Raw genomic sequence first — 15,746 nt, 5'->3', positions numbered from 1 at the left:
CTCTCTCAATAATGTAAAATACAAAATAATAAAAGATCTAAAACTTAGTATAGAATAATTACTAAAAAGTGGTACAATTCTCCTTTTAATTCATACAATAATATTGGATGAATTCCGTAAGTGAAAGGAGTTATTATGCAAATTCATGTTATTCAAGCAGGACAGTCTATATTTAACATAGCACAAATATATAATTCCACAGTTGGTGCAATTGTGGGAGCAAATGAAGTGCCAAATCCTGATAAGCTAGTAGTAGGCCAGACACTGGTAATTCCTATTGTTGGAAGCTTCTATTGGGTTCAACCAGGAGATAGCTTATACAGTATCGCAAGAAGTTTTGGAATAAACTATTTAACACTTGCAAGTATAAATGGAATATCACCTACCAGGCCGCTCGCCGTTGGATTTAGATTGTATATTCCTCCTCAACCGAAAAAAAGTGCAGAAACAAACGCATACGTGGAACCAATAGCTGGTAGGGTTTCACCTGAATTGGAGAGGTCCGCACGAAGTGCAGCACCACATTTGACCTACCTGGCACCTTTTAGTTTCCAGATTCAAAGGGATGGAACCTTAAAAGAGCCTCCGCTAAACAATTTCAGAAGCATTGCAAGTAATAGCGGTGCAATTCTACTCATGGCAGTTACAAATCTTGAAGGAGGACAATTCAGCACAGACCTTGGAAGACTTATTCTAACAAATGAGCAATTACAGAATACTCTACTCGATAATATTATCGCCACCGCAAAACGACTTAACTTTAGAGATATACACTTTGATATGGAACATTTGCCTCGCGAATTGAGAGAAAGCTATAACGCCTTTCTAAGAAAGGCTAAAGCAAGATTGAGTGCACAAGGTTTCTTAATGTCTACAGCTTTGGCACCAAAAATAAGTGCAACTCAAGCAGGTGAATGGTATGAAGCCCATGACTATAAAGCCCATGGACAGATTGCTGATTTTGTTGTTATAATGACCTATGAATGGGGCTATAGCGGCGGTCCGGCAATGCCTGTATCTCCATTACCTCAAGTTAGGCAGGTTATTGAATATGCTTTAACAGAAATGCCTGCTTCTAAAATTATGATGGGACAAAACTTATACGGATATGATTGGACTCTTCCTTTTGTACAGGGAAGTATTGCAAAAGCAGTAAGCCCTCAAGATGCCATTTTATTAGCAGCAGATAATAATGTGCCAATAAGCTATGATACTACTGCACAAGCTCCACATTTTGATTATACTGACGCAAATGGAAAACGTCATACAGTATGGTTCGAAGACGCCCGATCAATTCAAGCAAAATTTAACCTTATAAAGGAACTGGGCCTCAGGGGTATAAGTTATTGGAAGTTAGGAATTTCATTTCCACAAAACTGGCTGCTTATCGAGAATAATTTTGATGTAGTTAAACGATAAATATAGCAATTAATCAAATAGAAACAGCCCCTAGATTATATCTTGGCGGCTGTTTCAAAATCCTGTCAATCTTAGTATTTTCATTAAAACTTTTCTTTTAATACCCTATAATAAATTCAGGATATAATAAAACTAATTGTCTATAACGTAGAGTTTTTAATAATCTGATGTCATTATCTTACCAACAACCTCTCTGATCTTTTACTCTAAATCTTAGAATTCTCTCTTATCTAGTAACCTTCGTGATTTTAAACATATCATCAAGAACTTGCCAATTTTGTGGGAAAGGTTGTGCAAGCACCCAATAACTTACCCCTCTTAGTCCTAATTGACTAGCTAACTTATATTTTGCTTCAACACTTCTTGCATCTTCAAACCACACCACGTGCTGTCTTCCTTTCTCGTCATTGTAATTATAAAAAGGCGATTGTGATTTTTCATCATATTTAATTATAGCACCATACTTTCCTGCTCTAGTTATAGCCTCTTGATTTCCTATACTCTCCGCAAATTCTCCACCAGGAGTGTATGGTAATGTCCAGTCGTATCCATATAAAGGCATTCCCATCATAATCTTCTTAGGAGGTATTACGCTTACTGCGTAATCTAATACCTTTTTAACTTCATTTATTGGAGCTACTGCCATAGGTGGACCTCCTGTCCAATTTAAATGATGTCATAAATAAAACATCTTTGTTTGATGCTTCAAAGTGTTGATATTACTAGATTACTTAATTGGTAATGGCAATTTCACTACGCAGTCCATCCCCTTATTTATATGACGATTCTAAAAGTTAAAATCAAAAACTAAGTGTATAAAAAGCTCTAGGGTATTTAAGAGCTTTTTATCATTCCTTACCAAGTCTAGAATAATTAATAATCTTGCACTTAGTCATTTCATTTGCAACAGTTGTATAATTATCATTTTTATCGATTAACTAACCCTAGGTTTAAGTCTTTTATACAACACATATACTAACCCTGCTGCTACAGTTGCTGCCAGTATTTCTATAATCATTTTGTTAGTTTTATTTTCTATTTCATAAGTTGCTGTCATAACCGTTTCTGGTGTAATTTGATTTAAATAATAGTTCCAAACTACATAGTTGTCTTTTGTTTCCGATGCATTAGTAGAAACTATTTTCCCAGGTAACTTAACCGCATTTACGAATGACACTTCCTTTAAAAAAGTTTCTATGCTGTCTTGGTTTTGACTCATAGCCGCAACACTATCTGAACCAGTCAAATAAGCTCTGAAATTATCAGAGTTGATTGGCTTTTTAAAGTTCATTTCATATGTATAAGTAGTCTTAGTAAGTCCTTTATTTTCTTTTATTCTTACCGCAAAATCATCTTGTTCTGCTGCTGTTTTTCTATTTAATTCACCAATATTATTAAAGTGAACTTTATACTCTTCAATTTTGTCAGTTCCTTTTTTATACCTTTTTACAAGATCTTCTTTTGAAGTATTACTTTTATCTTTTAAAAATCCATTCTTACATTGTTCTGCTACAACATTGTCATATACAAATTGAAAACTAAAATCGCCTGAGCCACTGGGTGAAACTTCTGTATAAGATTGTAAATTTAACTTTCCACAACCAGATAGTAATAAAATTAGGCCAGTAATCATGAGTAGTGTATTTAGCTTTTTCACGTTTTATACCTCCAAAATCTTTTTTACAAATATTAGTATAATCAATGATCCAAATTTTTAAACATTAAAAAAGAGCCTTCTAGGCCCCTTTAAATTTTTATTTTTGATAAAATCTGACGTACTATAATACACAATGTTCCAACTATACATCCCCACTTAACAGAATTTTCATTACCCCTATTCTTTGTATTAAACAGCTTATTTGCCGTAAATCCCATCATAAAGGACATAATAATATACATAACCATATAAAACACCTTCTTAAAATAATGCATCAGGCAAATGTGTTATAAATTTCTGATATCCCTCCTTAGTTCTTATTAGATTTAAACTGTGATATTGTTTAAGATGTAGTAAATCATCTAATTCAAATGGCTTCATTTCATCTTCTAATTCATCAAATACTTTCTTATCACAACCTTGGAGTAACATATAACTCGCACCAGATCCTTTAACTTCCTTCTTTAATTCCGAAGTTAGCTGGTCCAGATGATGCGCGGATATTATAATCTTTGTACCAAACTTACGTAACTGTGACAGTATTTCTTTAATTACTCCCATAGCAGTTGGAGCTTGATATATCTCATCATAGATTACATTACATCTACTTGGCTTTTCATGTAACCCACCTCTTAGTTTAGTAGCAAGCATTACCTTACTTGTAAAGAATGTAGTAAGTACATTTTTAACCATAGTATTATTGAACTTACTTTCTGGCATTTTAATAAGAATTGTTTTTCCTCCCTCCATAGCTTTTACAAAATCAATATTATTTTCAGCAGTCATATTAAACATATAGTTACAGTAAATATTCTCTTTTAATAGATTAACTCTATCTAATATTCCATCTATCTCATTACGCTTAGTTCCAACTATTTCTCGTCTAATAACTTCCTTTGTCTTTTTATCCGTTTCAACTTCTACCTTATCTATATCCTGCAAAGCCTCTATCTTATCTTCAAAATACCTAATACCATCCTGACTTAAAGTATTACTAACATAATCTATTAATTCATGTCTATAGATATGCTTTTCAAGACACCTAATAACGTCACCTACTCCAGTACCATTATGAAGATACACTATGTTAGCAGCCGCATTTAAAACTCTTCTCATGTTTCCTGTTAGAGGTAACCCATCTTTATTCATAGCATTTATTAAAGCTAGTGTTTGTTCAGCTTTCATATTTGCTGTTTCAAATCTATTAAATTCATCTTCACCATCATATTGCACTTCATTAAATGCAAATGCTTGAAAATACTCTTTCTTTGTTAAATCTAGTTCAATAACATCTTTAGGATTTATTACTCTTTTTATTGCATTACTAAGCTCACAATTTTTAACATAGTCTATAACTACATTAGCTTCACACGCTTTATTTGCACATTTGCATAAATTAGCTATGAAGTTTGTTTTTCCTGCTCCTTGGGGTGCTAATAACATTAATGCAAGATTTGCAGGGTTATAATCAGTTGGTAGATAAGCATTGAAATGTTTATTGTTATAAGTTGAAGTTCCAAGCTCTATATTTCCTTGTTGTAATTCCTCTGGTATTTGATTTTCTAAAACATCAACTTTAGTTTTTATTTTATGTTTTTCTATTATATCTCTACCTGGTACCTGAATAAAGTTATTACATTCAGATGTGCTCATCTTATTGGTATATACCTTATTAAACCTATAATCCACTACATTCACTCGAGTGTTATCACTGAGTTTTCTATATTTAAGTGAATTATCCTGAGTTAAAGTTTGATAGCTTTCTACTACTGATAAAGCATTATTATGCTCTCTTATTCTATCTTCACTTTTACTACATACTATTATTTGAGTATCTATAACTGTAGCAGTTTCCTTTTTATGAGTAATCTTGCTTAAGTTATCCAGCTTATTAATTGATGTTGCTGCAACTTCCTGGTGAACTCTACGTGTTGTCTTATTTCCATCATCTAATAGATCATTAAAAATATCGAAAGCAAAATCAATCAATTTTATAGAACCTATAAGGATATACTTTCCTAAAAAAGACATGCTCAATTTTTCTTTATCTACTGGTATATCTGATTGTATCTTCTTAATGGTTTGATTATATATACCTTTCCATCTAGTTTGTGATGTTGGCATGAAGTTGTATAGAATATCTAACTTATCACCTTTTTCCATTATATCCTTTACACTTAAAATATTACTAAGAGGTTCATTAGTCTTTTTATTATACTTAAGGCTTAGAGCATCTTCTTTGGAATAGAATAGCTCGTATTTACTACCTTCTACTGTAGGTATAAAATCAATTTGTTTTACAGTAGCTCTCTTCCATACTTCACAGCACTTTTCAGTAAATAATCTCGCATATCTTTCAGGTACCACTAAATAAAACTTGCAATCATCTGGCTCTATACTTATAACAAATGAAGTTTTTTCGGGTAATTGATAAGTAATTTTAAGACCTGACTTTTTTATATCCTTCTGCAATCTTTGGTATGGTAGACGATACATATTAGCTATTGTCAAAGCAATAAGCTCTGTATCATAATTCCTATTAGAAACTGATGGTGATATTTGAAGAGTAACATATTCAGGTTTTACTAATTGAATAAACTCTGGAATTGACATAGTTTTAGGTTTTGAGAATTTTTCTAGAAGATTAATCATTATATAAACGCCTCCTTAAAATCTTTGTATATCGGAGGTTTATCACTTTACTTCTTTATGTTAGCTATTTTAATCCTGCATTTATGGCCTGTATAACTCCATATGTTAATAGACTTCCAGTTGCTATTTTCTTACCTTTATTCCACCCCATTAGCCACGCCATAGTAGCTAATAGACATAACAGCAAACATATCTCTAGGCTATTTGTAAGTATTCCTGACCATAGCATCCATGCTAATTCTTTTGGATTAAATAGATAGTGCATAATCTTGGTCATACCTTTAAAAAATTCACCTGTTGTGTCACAAAATTGTTTTATAGAATCAACAGAGTCTTTAACTTCACCTAATAATGAGGCCACTGGAAGATATACTGCATAATGCTTTGTATCTTCATTTAAAAACTCACTTAAGGTCATAATCTTTTCCATTTACTTTACCCCCTAAAATAGTGTAGTTATATACCTAAATGCCGCAGGAAGTGCATAGTCAGCAGCTGCTATCATCAAACCATATCCAACTTCCTTCCATGTCCCCTCACCTTTTGCTGCCATCTTTGCTAAACATTTATAACTATATAAAAGTGCTAATGCAGCTACTATCTTCTGTATCACTCCGATAAGTTTCCAAAATCCCGGTTCAATCCCAATTGCATCTCCTGTAGCTAATACTCTTTCTGAATAAAGTATTAATCCTAGTACAACTGCAAATACATCAGCACTCTTACATCTAGTTCCTAAATTGATACCATAGTCCTCTAGGTGTTTTTTCATTTCACAAATAAGCTTTCTCCTCTCTTTTGCTCTATCATGCTCTAAGTACTCAGGAATAGTAAACACTTTTTTTCTAATCAATAAATTTATCATAAAAAATCCTCCTCTAAATTAGAATAAAATTTATATTACTGGTAAAAATACCATTAAAGTAAAAACAAGGGAGACTAATAATATGTGGTTCTTATTTATTTGTTCATCTAGCTACGTTGCACTTGAGTTACTTCAGGTTGCTGCTAGAGTAAAATAAAATTGTAAACAATTTATTAATTTTCACACATTCGATTAAATCCTACAATAAAACAGGAATCTTTTTAAAATTAAAATCATACACTGCTAGTGTGTAGCATCTTGAGAAGACAGGTTACTGGCTCGAAAGGTGATACATCTCAAGCAGTGATTTGGAATAAGTCTGCCCTTCTCCGGCAGACTCTATTTTTTATATTTCTCATCAAAATCAACCAATCTTCTAAGCTCTGAACCCTCTTTAGTTATCATCCTCCATCTTTCATATTCACCACACTCCCCAACTTTCTCTATAAGTTTTGCAGTGGTCCATCCTATAAAGTCTCCATCATAAACATTAATAATCTCATCTTTATAATGTTTCATAATATACCCCCTAATTTAAAATTAACATTATGTCATTACCAAGCGTTGTAGATCTAGGAAGAGCTTTGATTAATATGAAGTGATTATATACTTTATAGAAGTGATTTTGAGGTAAGTATATAGTTTTAATTTTCTTCTTTGCCCTTCTCTACATACTTTAAGTAATGCTCTATAGCATCCTTAATGAAGTCGCTTTTTTCTTCCATATTATTAACCGTTGTATATAATTTAATATCTCTACTAGTTTGCTTAAAGCTTACAGTTATTCTTAGCAACTCTTTCATCTCCTTTTCGTCTTCTTTACTAATAATATATGCACGCTTTACATAAAAGTTTCCTATTAGGAATAAAATATTTCTTAAAATAATTAAATTTTATAATTAGGAATAATTTAGTATAAAAAAAGAAGCCTAACCTACTCATTAAGCTCCTCCAGAAAAAATACTTCCTTTATATCAATATTTAATTTTTCACTTATTTTAAATGCGCCCTCAAGTGTTGGCTGGTCCTTATTATTTTCAAATTTATTATATTGTGCCTGTTTTAATTCTAAAAACTCCGCAAAATCCTTCTGTTTCTTATATCCCATTTGTAACCTTATCTCTAATAGTCTATTCTTCACCCCATATACATCACCCCGTATCACTAATTTTTTATGCCTTATATGATGTTTTTATTTTAGTTTTAATAGGCTTTAAAACTTCAAGTTCTCCCTGTTCATGCAACTGTTTAATTATTGTATTATATAATTCTTCCCACTCTTCTGGAGATGTTATACCTATTCGTTCCTCTTCATCTCTATGCTCTTCATAATAATATATAGACTCCCTTCGTGCATCTCTTAATGCTTCTAATAACATCAATATTTCAATACCACCAAATTTTAAATTCATAACTTTTCTCCATTCTATAGTATTTTAATTTATGTGTATATATTCTATAGAGTATTTATAATCTCCTTTTTATGTAAATAAAAACTCTGGCAGTACACCAGAGCCCTTTATATTTATCTTGATGATTTTCTGTATCCTGCAGCTTGTGCCTCTGCTTCTGTATTAAACCACTCTTCTGCGTCTGTTCTATTATAGTAAGCACCACCAGGAACATGATATATTTTCTCACCTTTACTATTTATATTACCTTTGATTAAGCCATGTCCAGTTGATGTATTAGGTACACTTGGAGTTGATGGCGTTGTTGGTTGTGTAGGTGTAGTTATCGGAGTACCCTCTCCATTATAGCTGCCTGGGTTCGTGTTAAATGTTATTGTATTCCCATCAGTTGTAGCTACTACCGTTCCATTCTCATCAGTTCTATATACTGTTACATTAGCTTTTTTTAACTTATCCATAGTGGCTTGTGTTGGATGTCCGTAATCATTACCTTTTCCTACGCTTATTACAGCATATTGTGGAGCTACTGCTGATAAAAACTCGCTAGTAGTAGATGAATTACTTCCATGATGCCCTACTTTTAATACATCTGCTTTTAAGTTGTAGCCCTTTGCTAACATTTCCTTTTCTGAAACGTCTTCAGCATCACCTGTAAATAAGAATGATTTACTTCCATAGCTTAGCTTAAATACTATAGAATTATTATTTAAATCCTCATAATTACTGCTATTAGGTGCAAGTATTTCTACTTTCACTGAAGAATCTAAGTCTACAGTTGTGCCAGGTGTAGGAGTATTTATAGTCATTCCTTTGTTTTTTATTGCAGTAATAACATCTTCAAAAGTTTTTGTTGTAGTAGTGGCCTTAGGCATATATACTTTACCAATCTTGAACATATTGATTACTGCATCCATGCCGCCTATATGATCTTCATGTGGATGTGTACCTGCTATTATATCTAACTGTGTTATTCCTAAGTTGCTTAAATAGGATGTTAACTTACTAGTTGATTCGTTAGTCCCAGCATCTATTAACATATTCTTTCCGTTTGGTGTTTGTATTAATATGCTATCACCTTGGCCGACATCAATAAAGTGTACTTTTAATTGTCCTGTTGGAGTAGCTGGTATACTGCTATCTAATAAATTACTCAAATTCGAGTCTGTAATTCCAGCAGTACCGCCAAGGACATTAATCTTATTTAGTTTCTTTTCCAATATAAAACCCTTAGTATTTGCTGCTGTAGTATTACCTACTAATATTATTGGATTTCCTTTTAGTGCCGCAATAGCTGATCCACTAAGAGCATCTGCAAATCCTTCTGAATATGCTAAATATGCATTACTGAAATCAAATTTATCAGCAAAAGCATTTATTATATTTATGTTTCTTTCATACTTATCTTTTCCTGGTATTCTCTCTCTATTAGGGAGCTGTGAAGCAACAGCATCACTAATTAAGTCAGAATCTCCAAGTATATAAGTTCTAGAAATATTTTTCCCTGATATAAAACTACTCACTGAATCTGGTACAGAATCTTTAGGCATTAGTATAATAGGCATTTGCAGTTTAGCTGCTATTGGAGCTACTGAAAGTGCATCTGTGTAATCACTTCCTGTTGTAATGATTATTCCGTTTTCTGTTCCTATTTGATTTGCTACAGCTACGGAAGTTGAATATCTAGTATCACCATAAAATCTTTCTACGGCTATTCCCATCTTGTCTAAGCTGTTTTGAACTATAGGAGTAATAACTCCAGTCCCACCAACTATAAATACTTTCTTAACCCCTAGTCTAGTAAGTTGATCACTTGTATTCTCATCTAAACTAGAACTTCCTGTAAGTAGGATAGGTGCGTTATATTTTTTAGCTAAAACTGATGCGCTTAGGGCATCCGGGAAGTTTTCTCCATTAACTAATACTGCATATTCCGAGGTTGTCCAACCTTCGCTTACAACCGCAGAACAAGTTTGATATCTATTACTCCCCCACAATCTTTTAGTTTCTGCTGCATTAACCTGTGTTGTAAAAAGCAAAATAATACTTAATACAAACATCACTACAGCATTTGATAATTTTCTACTCATCTTTATCCCCCTTGTGTATGTATTTTTCTACAGTTACATTATAGTATTATTGCCCTTTTGTTACAAGTATAGGAAATTATTTGTGTGGCAAGAATTAAAATGAGGTGATATATTTGGAAGAAACTTTTGAAATACCAGTTACTTTAAAAATTACAAATGAAAATAAAACTGTGATAAAGAATTTAATTAAGGGTTTGGAAGCCGCTAATGCAATAGATGAAAATGCTGCTGGACTTATTACTACTGCTGCAGAATGTATGAACTTAATTTAAAAGAGGTGATTGTATTGGAATTAGATATAATAAAAGTAATGTGTTACGGGTTTGGAAGTGCAATTATAATGTTATTTGTATACATATCAGTCTTGGCTGGATTTTTTATAAAGCATATAGTAGAAGAGAATAAGGAAGAGAGTTTTTAATGATAGGCGCTAACTAATTTTAGTGCCTATTATTTTTTATTCATATACTTCAGATCTTTCAACTTATCTAGATTGCTTCTTAAACTAATCATTAATATAACAATTAAGAGTATACACTTCAGGATCAATAACTTGCGTGATTACTTGGAATATTAACAAAATGTATCCACTAATATAATTTAACAAACTGATTAAACTAGGATTATCAAGACTAAGACTATGGGAGGGTATAGTGTTATGAAAAAAAGATTATTACGAAGCTCCATTGTGTTCCTAGTTCTAATGTTATTATGTAATAGCACGGCTTTTGCTATCAAAAATGTTGAAACAAATAAAAAAATAATATGGATAGAAGGCTATGACAACTTTGGAAGATGGAAAACAACTTATGAAGATACTTATAAAATATACAAAAGCAATAGTGAAGAAAAGTTAGATAAAAGAATAAAATATCTAGAAAAAAAATTAGACGGGATATTTATAATCTATAAAGGAGAAAAGATGCATAAATATATGCCACGTTGTAAATATGTTAATGATGATTATTCACATGCTTTTGTTAGTAGATGGGAATTCCTAAATGGGATGGGAGGACTTGAATGGGAATATCGCCCTTGCGTTGAGGGAACTCTTACTACAAATTTAAGTGATCCAAGGTTTGATCAATCTAATAAAGTCCCTGTGGAACCAAGAAAAATGTTAAAAGCATATTATGTAGTTATAATAGAAAGAGTACTGTCATCAGAGAATATTAAATAGTATAGTGAAATCCTGCATCAATTAGATACAGGATTTTTGCTATAATAAAATTCAGTTAAAAGTAAGGGATATGTAGTTTATGCATTTTTAGAGTTATTATACTATCTATATATTAGTGTGATTATATTTTACTTATGTGGTTATAATCTATAGTATCCTATAAGATACTTTCTTTATATAATTTATACCCTTCCCATTCGTGGGGAATTATTTTCATCAAAAGCTAGCATTGTTGCTGGCTTTTTTGCATATTGTAGACGAGACTAAGTAAGGGAGTTTTTAGTGATAGGTACTAATTAATTTTGATGCCTATTATTTTTATGTATCTAAGTTAATGGTACAATCTATATAGTAATTATATTAGAATTAAGTAGGTGGAATGATGAAAAACTGTAAAGAATGTATCTATGAGAAATGTTTAATGCGTACTGATAAAGAGTTTGAAATTTGTCCGGTAGAAATTGCGAAAAGAAATTATGAGAAATTAAGAGAGATTGCTAAATGATACTTTAAAAATTTCTTATGAAGTGACGAAATTGTAAATTATTATGAACCATATAAGTAAAATAGGAGGGTAAAATGGCAGAAAAGACAAAAATAATCGAAATTGTTCCATACAATCCACAATGGAAAATAGAGTTTGAAAAAATAAAGGAAATGATAAATGAGTATATAGGCGATTTGATTCTTAAAATTGAACATGTTGGTAGTACATCAATTGAGGGCTTAGCTTCAAAGCCTATAATTGATTTAGATGTTGTTATTGAAAGCTATGATGTTCTTCCTAAAATAATAGAACGTTTAGGAAAAGAGGGATATGAATATCAAGGCAACTTGGGGATATTAGGGCGTGAAGCTTTTCAGAGAACCTTTGAAGATGGATTTATGAAGTACCATTTGTATGTTTGTCCAAAAGATGGGAAGGGGTACTTGGAGCATATAGCTTTTAGAGATTATTTGAGAGCAAATCCGTCTGAAATGGAAGAATATAAATCATTGAAAATTAAACTTGCACAGGAGTATCGCTTTGACATTGACACTTATTGTGACAAAAAAACAGAGTTTGTAAAAGGAATACTTTATAAAACAATTTATATTAACAGAAGCAATTAAGTATCTTGGATAGTATTAAGTTCGCATTCTTCTTAAATTTTGTAACATATCAAAAGCCTGCATCAATTAGATACAGGCTTTCTTACTATAATAAAATTCCGTTAAAAGTAATATTCTTATTTTATTAATAAATTTCTTTCAAAAAAAGAAACACCCTAGTCTTTTAAACTAGGGTGAAAGTTATTTTTGTTTTACTTAAACTTTAACTTATTACCCAAGCATCTTCAAAAGTTAAAGTAGTTCCACTATTTCTATATTGATACATCTCACTTCTAATAATATTGCTATTTAAATCATATGCAGTTATCTTAACGAAACAACTACCATTCGCCTTAGGAGTTTGAACATATACTATTCCCTCCTTTGTAAAATCATAACCGTAATTACGCGTCTGAGAAGCTGTATCACTAATTGGCACACTAACTGAAAGTTCATATTTTGTAGCGCCTGGTAGTTCATCCCAAGTTACATGGGTATTCTTTATAGTTCCATCTGAATAATATGAATTACTCAAATTTGCATTAAGTAATAATGTCGAATTAGTCGCAGTATAGGTTGTCTCACTTAATGTTGCTGCTTTAACTGGAACTCCCAAGGATAAAGAACTTGTGAAAAGAATCGTACTAACAGTTAGTATTGAAATTAATCTTTTTTTAATCATCCTACTCCCTCACTTTACATTTATTGTATTAACAATGTAAATTTTACCATTATGTTAAATAAATGTCAAATAGTATAAATACCAATAAAGCATTTTATCTTTCTAAACTAGGTCGAATATTACTTCATATCATTTGTTATATTGACAGGATCAATAACCTTTGGTACTTCTGGAGTAGTAGCTGCACTTTCCTTTACAGCCTGTCTTGCAGTAGATTGTCCAATTAAACACTAAATTTTAATTGTTACCTTTTATCCTCATAACCTAAATATTTTAATATTTTATTTTCTCTTTCCACGGAATAAAAGTCTTGTTTTATATACCATTCAAAGAAATCTTTATCACTTTTACTTGAATTACAATATATGCAACAAGGTATGATGTTATTTATCGTGTATTCTCCACCTTTGCTTAGTGGTATAAAATGATCTTGCGTAGCTTTTTTTATAATTTTACCACAATAAGCGCAGTGTAAATTAGATTCATTGTCTCTAAAATAATCTTTACATTTATTCCATTGGATTGTTGAAAGGTTATTCTCTAATTTCTTCAATTTTGCTAATCTTTTTTGTCTTGCAGAATAATATATCTCTTTATTATTTTTATAGTAGATGCGAAAGTTTTTTAATATATGTTCTTTGTTATTACAATATCTATTTTTACCCTCTTCAATTCTGCACTCTTTGCAGATATTAGTTACACCACATATAGCATTTTTCTTTTTATGAAATTCAGTTAGTGGCTTTTCTTTATTACATTTAACACAAATTTTTGTAGTTATATTATTTCTTCTATCCGCCTTACATTTATAACATAGGTAATAGTCACATTCTGAATATTCTATATAACTTCTATATTTAATTTCTTTTCCTTCACCACAGCAATCGCACTTAATTTTTACTTTGCAACTTGAAGTTGTTGGTAAATCTTTAACATCTATGAAAAATTCATTATCTTTACTTGTGAACTTATATCCTTTGCTTTCATACCATTTTCTATTTGTACCATTCCATCTTATTTTTACTTGCTGGTTTAAAAGCATAATGAATACCCCTCCCTAGGTTAACTTTCTCCCAATATTTAAATTATAAAAGGGAAAGGCACTTGGGAGAATGCCTTGCTAATAAGGCTCGCGACTTCCTTATCTATCCCTACTTATATTGTATCACAAATTATTAGTTATGATTTTTTTCAGCCATTACAGAACGGGCTGTAGATTGACCATAATAAAATGCTATTACTAAACTAAAAACCGTTAAATACTGCTCTGATGTCACTTTATTTACTATGGCCAGATAGCAAAATACTATAGTAAGTAATAGAGCTATAATCTTTTTTATTTGTAGGAATTCTTTCATACAACCAACTCCTTATTTTAATTTACCTATATTTTTCATTACTTCTATTACAGTATCATATCTGTCATTGCCCTTAATAATCTTTGAGTTATTCAGTGATGGAAAATTTCCTCCACCTACAAAATAAATATTCTCTACTTTACTAAAATCAATCGCATTTGCTGTGGCAGTTAAATCTACTGTTGGACAGTTTAAAAAATCCGATAAATACTCCGCAGCTCTTTTATCTACTTGATTATTGAAACCCACTATATTTTTCAATTCCTTTTCCTCCCTTTTAATTAGAATTCCTTCTGTAAATGTATTAAGATCTACATTTGTATATATTCCAGGTACTCTTCCAGTTTGACTGTATTGCAATCCTATATAGTTTTTAGCCATAGGAGTACCACCGTAATTAGCAACCCATAGAGGTAACTCCTTGACAGTACTATTCAGACTATCTCTATAGAAATAATCTCCTGTATATATGCCTACTTCTTTACTTTGACTTAATAGATAATCTGCAAATTGTCTTACTGTATTACTAGCCTCCGATACTTCCCAATTACTGCCCTCAACATCGCAAATGTAAATGCAATCTGCTTCCAATCCTGATGTAGCTTGTAGAAAATATTTAGCTTCGGATACAGGATTGTTCTTTCTTAAAAAGTGGTAAAAACCTACTTTAAGTCCTGCTGCCTTTGCTTTATTATAGTTAGTTTTCAAATAAGAATCAGTGAAAACTATTCCTTCCGTAGCTTTTATGTAAACTACCTCTACTCCACTGTCTTTCACTTTATTAAAGTCAATAGCTCCATTGTTATTAGATACATCTATACCTTTCATATACATTCCTCATCTTTCTTCTTTAATTGTTCTAAAGTATTGAGCAACTTTGCTGGAAGTGGCACACCACACTTACCGCAGTTTTCTAATATAGAAATACCTTCATTACCTATGTAGAAGTAACATACTACAGTACGAAATACCCAGGTTCCATTACTAATAAGCCTATCAAGCAAAACAGCCACTATAAGCACCAACAGGATAGTTGATTTTCTAAGTATCCCGTTGAAGCCTATATGGCTGTTTAATTTATTCTGAATCACTCCTGATATGAATCCTGTTAAGTAATCCAAAACCATAAGTATTAGTAGTATTCTTAAAGGCTCATCCCAATACCCAAATAAATAAGTTAAGATAGAACCTCCTAAGGCAATGATAGTATTGAATATGTCCTTATCATGCATACTGCACCCCCATTTTTATAAAATAGAAAGAGCTTGGACTTAATTATCCAAACCCTTATTTATAATTATATTCTATTTTTATAGTTAGGTTGTCTTAATTTTTAGATAGA

General features: G+C 31.5%; 21 protein-coding genes. 5 read left to right on the top strand and 16 right to left on the bottom strand.

Features of this window, described 5'->3' with window-relative positions:
* Window positions 1-120: 120 nt before the first annotated feature.
* Window positions 121-1,419, top strand: coding sequence for a glycosyl hydrolase family 18 protein (locus AC0N0V_RS08575; RefSeq protein WP_474463539.1), 1,299 nt, complete (start codon window positions 121-123; stop codon window positions 1,417-1,419).
* Between the two features lie 226 nt (window positions 1,420-1,645).
* On the opposite strand, the gene AC0N0V_RS08570 is transcribed toward AC0N0V_RS08575, so the two are convergent.
* From AC0N0V_RS08570 to AC0N0V_RS08520, 11 genes are all read right to left on the bottom strand, one after another.
* Window positions 1,646-2,065: a glycosyl hydrolase family 18 protein gene (locus AC0N0V_RS08570; protein ID WP_474463538.1), complete on the bottom strand. Its 420-nt coding sequence runs from the start codon at window positions 2,063-2,065 to the stop codon at window positions 1,646-1,648.
* A 288-nt stretch (window positions 2,066-2,353) separates the two neighbouring features.
* Window positions 2,354-3,076: a hypothetical protein gene (locus AC0N0V_RS08565; protein WP_474463537.1), complete on the bottom strand. Its 723-nt coding sequence runs from the start codon at window positions 3,074-3,076 to the stop codon at window positions 2,354-2,356.
* 89 nt (window positions 3,077-3,165) lie between these two features.
* Window positions 3,166-3,324: a hypothetical protein gene (locus AC0N0V_RS08560; protein WP_474463536.1), complete on the bottom strand. Its 159-nt coding sequence runs from the start codon at window positions 3,322-3,324 to the stop codon at window positions 3,166-3,168.
* A gap of 13 nt (window positions 3,325-3,337) precedes the next feature.
* The gene (locus tag AC0N0V_RS08555; RefSeq protein ID WP_474463534.1) at window positions 3,338-5,728 is read right to left on the bottom strand and encodes a hypothetical protein; all 2,391 of its coding nucleotides are present in this window, start codon (window positions 5,726-5,728) and stop codon (window positions 3,338-3,340) included.
* Window positions 5,729-5,792: 64 nt separating this feature from the next.
* On the bottom strand, window positions 5,793-6,158 hold the full coding sequence (locus AC0N0V_RS08550; RefSeq protein ID WP_474463532.1) for a hypothetical protein: 366 nt from the start codon (window positions 6,156-6,158) through the stop codon (window positions 5,793-5,795).
* Between the two features lie 12 nt (window positions 6,159-6,170).
* Complete coding sequence (locus AC0N0V_RS08545; protein ID WP_474463531.1) at window positions 6,171-6,593, bottom strand: hypothetical protein; 423 nt, start codon at window positions 6,591-6,593, stop codon at window positions 6,171-6,173.
* A 339-nt stretch (window positions 6,594-6,932) separates the two neighbouring features.
* Window positions 6,933-7,112 carry a hypothetical protein gene (locus AC0N0V_RS08540; protein WP_474463530.1) on the bottom strand — a complete coding sequence of 60 codons (180 nt, stop codon included), beginning with the start codon at window positions 7,110-7,112 and terminating at the stop codon, window positions 6,933-6,935.
* 125 nt (window positions 7,113-7,237) lie between these two features.
* Window positions 7,238-7,396: a hypothetical protein gene (locus tag AC0N0V_RS08535; RefSeq protein ID WP_474463529.1), complete on the bottom strand. Its 159-nt coding sequence runs from the start codon at window positions 7,394-7,396 to the stop codon at window positions 7,238-7,240.
* A gap of 131 nt (window positions 7,397-7,527) precedes the next feature.
* Window positions 7,528-7,734 carry a helix-turn-helix transcriptional regulator gene (locus AC0N0V_RS08530; protein ID WP_474463528.1) on the bottom strand — a complete coding sequence of 69 codons (207 nt, stop codon included), beginning with the start codon at window positions 7,732-7,734 and terminating at the stop codon, window positions 7,528-7,530.
* Window positions 7,735-7,765: 31 nt separating this feature from the next.
* Entirely contained in the window at window positions 7,766-8,005 is a 240-nt protein-coding gene (locus AC0N0V_RS08525) for a hypothetical protein (protein ID WP_474463527.1), read from the bottom strand.
* Window positions 8,006-8,118: 113 nt separating this feature from the next.
* The gene (locus tag AC0N0V_RS08520) at window positions 8,119-10,092 is read right to left on the bottom strand and encodes a cell wall-binding repeat-containing protein (protein ID WP_474463526.1); all 1,974 of its coding nucleotides are present in this window, start codon (window positions 10,090-10,092) and stop codon (window positions 8,119-8,121) included.
* A gap of 113 nt (window positions 10,093-10,205) precedes the next feature.
* Here AC0N0V_RS08520 and AC0N0V_RS08515 point away from each other — a divergent pair, with 113 nt between their 5' ends.
* From AC0N0V_RS08515 to AC0N0V_RS08500, 4 genes are all read left to right on the top strand, one after another.
* A complete protein-coding gene (locus tag AC0N0V_RS08515) occupies window positions 10,206-10,364 on the top strand; it encodes a hypothetical protein (protein WP_474463525.1) in 159 nt (52 codons plus the stop codon).
* On the top strand, window positions 10,346-10,513 hold the full coding sequence (locus tag AC0N0V_RS08510; protein WP_474463524.1) for a hypothetical protein: 168 nt from the start codon (window positions 10,346-10,348) through the stop codon (window positions 10,511-10,513). Before AC0N0V_RS08515 ends, AC0N0V_RS08510 begins: the two co-directional genes overlap by 19 nt.
* A 237-nt stretch (window positions 10,514-10,750) precedes the next feature.
* Window positions 10,751-11,272, top strand: coding sequence for a hypothetical protein (locus tag AC0N0V_RS08505; RefSeq protein ID WP_474463523.1), 522 nt, complete (start codon window positions 10,751-10,753; stop codon window positions 11,270-11,272).
* Between the two features lie 579 nt (window positions 11,273-11,851).
* Window positions 11,852-12,385: a GrpB family protein gene (locus AC0N0V_RS08500; RefSeq protein WP_474463522.1), complete on the top strand. Its 534-nt coding sequence runs from the start codon at window positions 11,852-11,854 to the stop codon at window positions 12,383-12,385.
* Window positions 12,386-12,587: 202 nt separating this feature from the next.
* On the opposite strand, the gene AC0N0V_RS08495 is transcribed toward AC0N0V_RS08500, so the two are convergent.
* From AC0N0V_RS08495 to AC0N0V_RS08475, 5 genes are all read right to left on the bottom strand, one after another.
* On the bottom strand, window positions 12,588-13,046 hold the full coding sequence (locus AC0N0V_RS08495) for a hypothetical protein (RefSeq protein ID WP_474463520.1): 459 nt from the start codon (window positions 13,044-13,046) through the stop codon (window positions 12,588-12,590).
* A 244-nt stretch (window positions 13,047-13,290) separates the two neighbouring features.
* A complete protein-coding gene (locus AC0N0V_RS08490; protein ID WP_474463518.1) occupies window positions 13,291-14,088 on the bottom strand; it encodes an HNH endonuclease in 798 nt (265 codons plus the stop codon).
* A gap of 133 nt (window positions 14,089-14,221) precedes the next feature.
* Window positions 14,222-14,404: a hypothetical protein gene (locus AC0N0V_RS08485; protein ID WP_474463516.1), complete on the bottom strand. Its 183-nt coding sequence runs from the start codon at window positions 14,402-14,404 to the stop codon at window positions 14,222-14,224.
* Between the two features lie 12 nt (window positions 14,405-14,416).
* Complete coding sequence (locus AC0N0V_RS08480) at window positions 14,417-15,232, bottom strand: GH25 family lysozyme (RefSeq protein WP_474463514.1); 816 nt, start codon at window positions 15,230-15,232, stop codon at window positions 14,417-14,419.
* Entirely contained in the window at window positions 15,229-15,636 is a 408-nt protein-coding gene (locus AC0N0V_RS08475; protein ID WP_474463512.1) for a phage holin family protein, read from the bottom strand. The genes AC0N0V_RS08480 and AC0N0V_RS08475 overlap by 4 nt, the downstream gene beginning before the upstream one ends.
* Window positions 15,637-15,746: the final 110 nt, after the last annotated feature.

This window comes from Clostridium sp. CS1-1 (assembly GCF_056135525.1).
Note: the sequence above shows the minus strand (reverse complement) of the source record. Positions and strands in the feature narration are given on the sequence as shown.

What these genes read in the sequence shown, in the direction of transcription:
- AC0N0V_RS08520 (WP_474463526.1), bottom strand. Translation starts at nt 10,092, where the DNA reads ATGAGTAGAAAATTATCAAATGCTGTAGTGATGTTTGTATTAAGTATT.
- AC0N0V_RS08490 (WP_474463518.1), bottom strand. Translation starts at nt 14,088, where the DNA reads ATGCTTTTAAACCAGCAAGTAAAAATAAGATGGAATGGTACAAATAGA.
- AC0N0V_RS08505 (WP_474463523.1), top strand. Translation starts at nt 10,751, where the DNA reads ATGAAAAAAAGATTATTACGAAGCTCCATTGTGTTCCTAGTTCTAATG.
- AC0N0V_RS08495 (WP_474463520.1), bottom strand. Translation starts at nt 13,046, where the DNA reads ATGATTAAAAAAAGATTAATTTCAATACTAACTGTTAGTACGATTCTT.
- AC0N0V_RS08560 (WP_474463536.1), bottom strand. Translation starts at nt 3,324, where the DNA reads ATGGTTATGTATATTATTATGTCCTTTATGATGGGATTTACGGCAAAT.
- AC0N0V_RS08485 (WP_474463516.1), bottom strand. Translation starts at nt 14,404, where the DNA reads ATGAAAGAATTCCTACAAATAAAAAAGATTATAGCTCTATTACTTACT.
- AC0N0V_RS08525 (WP_474463527.1), bottom strand. Translation starts at nt 8,005, where the DNA reads ATGAATTTAAAATTTGGTGGTATTGAAATATTGATGTTATTAGAAGCA.
- AC0N0V_RS08545 (WP_474463531.1), bottom strand. Translation starts at nt 6,593, where the DNA reads ATGATAAATTTATTGATTAGAAAAAAAGTGTTTACTATTCCTGAGTAC.
- AC0N0V_RS08540 (WP_474463530.1), bottom strand. Translation starts at nt 7,112, where the DNA reads ATGAAACATTATAAAGATGAGATTATTAATGTTTATGATGGAGACTTT.
- AC0N0V_RS08555 (WP_474463534.1), bottom strand. Translation starts at nt 5,728, where the DNA reads ATGATTAATCTTCTAGAAAAATTCTCAAAACCTAAAACTATGTCAATT.
- AC0N0V_RS08500 (WP_474463522.1), top strand. Translation starts at nt 11,852, where the DNA reads ATGGCAGAAAAGACAAAAATAATCGAAATTGTTCCATACAATCCACAA.
- AC0N0V_RS08510 (WP_474463524.1), top strand. Translation starts at nt 10,346, where the DNA reads ATGTATGAACTTAATTTAAAAGAGGTGATTGTATTGGAATTAGATATA.
- AC0N0V_RS08550 (WP_474463532.1), bottom strand. Translation starts at nt 6,158, where the DNA reads ATGGAAAAGATTATGACCTTAAGTGAGTTTTTAAATGAAGATACAAAG.
- AC0N0V_RS08570 (WP_474463538.1), bottom strand. Translation starts at nt 2,065, where the DNA reads ATGGCAGTAGCTCCAATAAATGAAGTTAAAAAGGTATTAGATTACGCA.
- AC0N0V_RS08480 (WP_474463514.1), bottom strand. Translation starts at nt 15,232, where the DNA reads ATGAAAGGTATAGATGTATCTAATAACAATGGAGCTATTGACTTTAAT.
- AC0N0V_RS08475 (WP_474463512.1), bottom strand. Translation starts at nt 15,636, where the DNA reads ATGCATGATAAGGACATATTCAATACTATCATTGCCTTAGGAGGTTCT.
- AC0N0V_RS08535 (WP_474463529.1), bottom strand. Translation starts at nt 7,396, where the DNA reads ATGAAAGAGTTGCTAAGAATAACTGTAAGCTTTAAGCAAACTAGTAGA.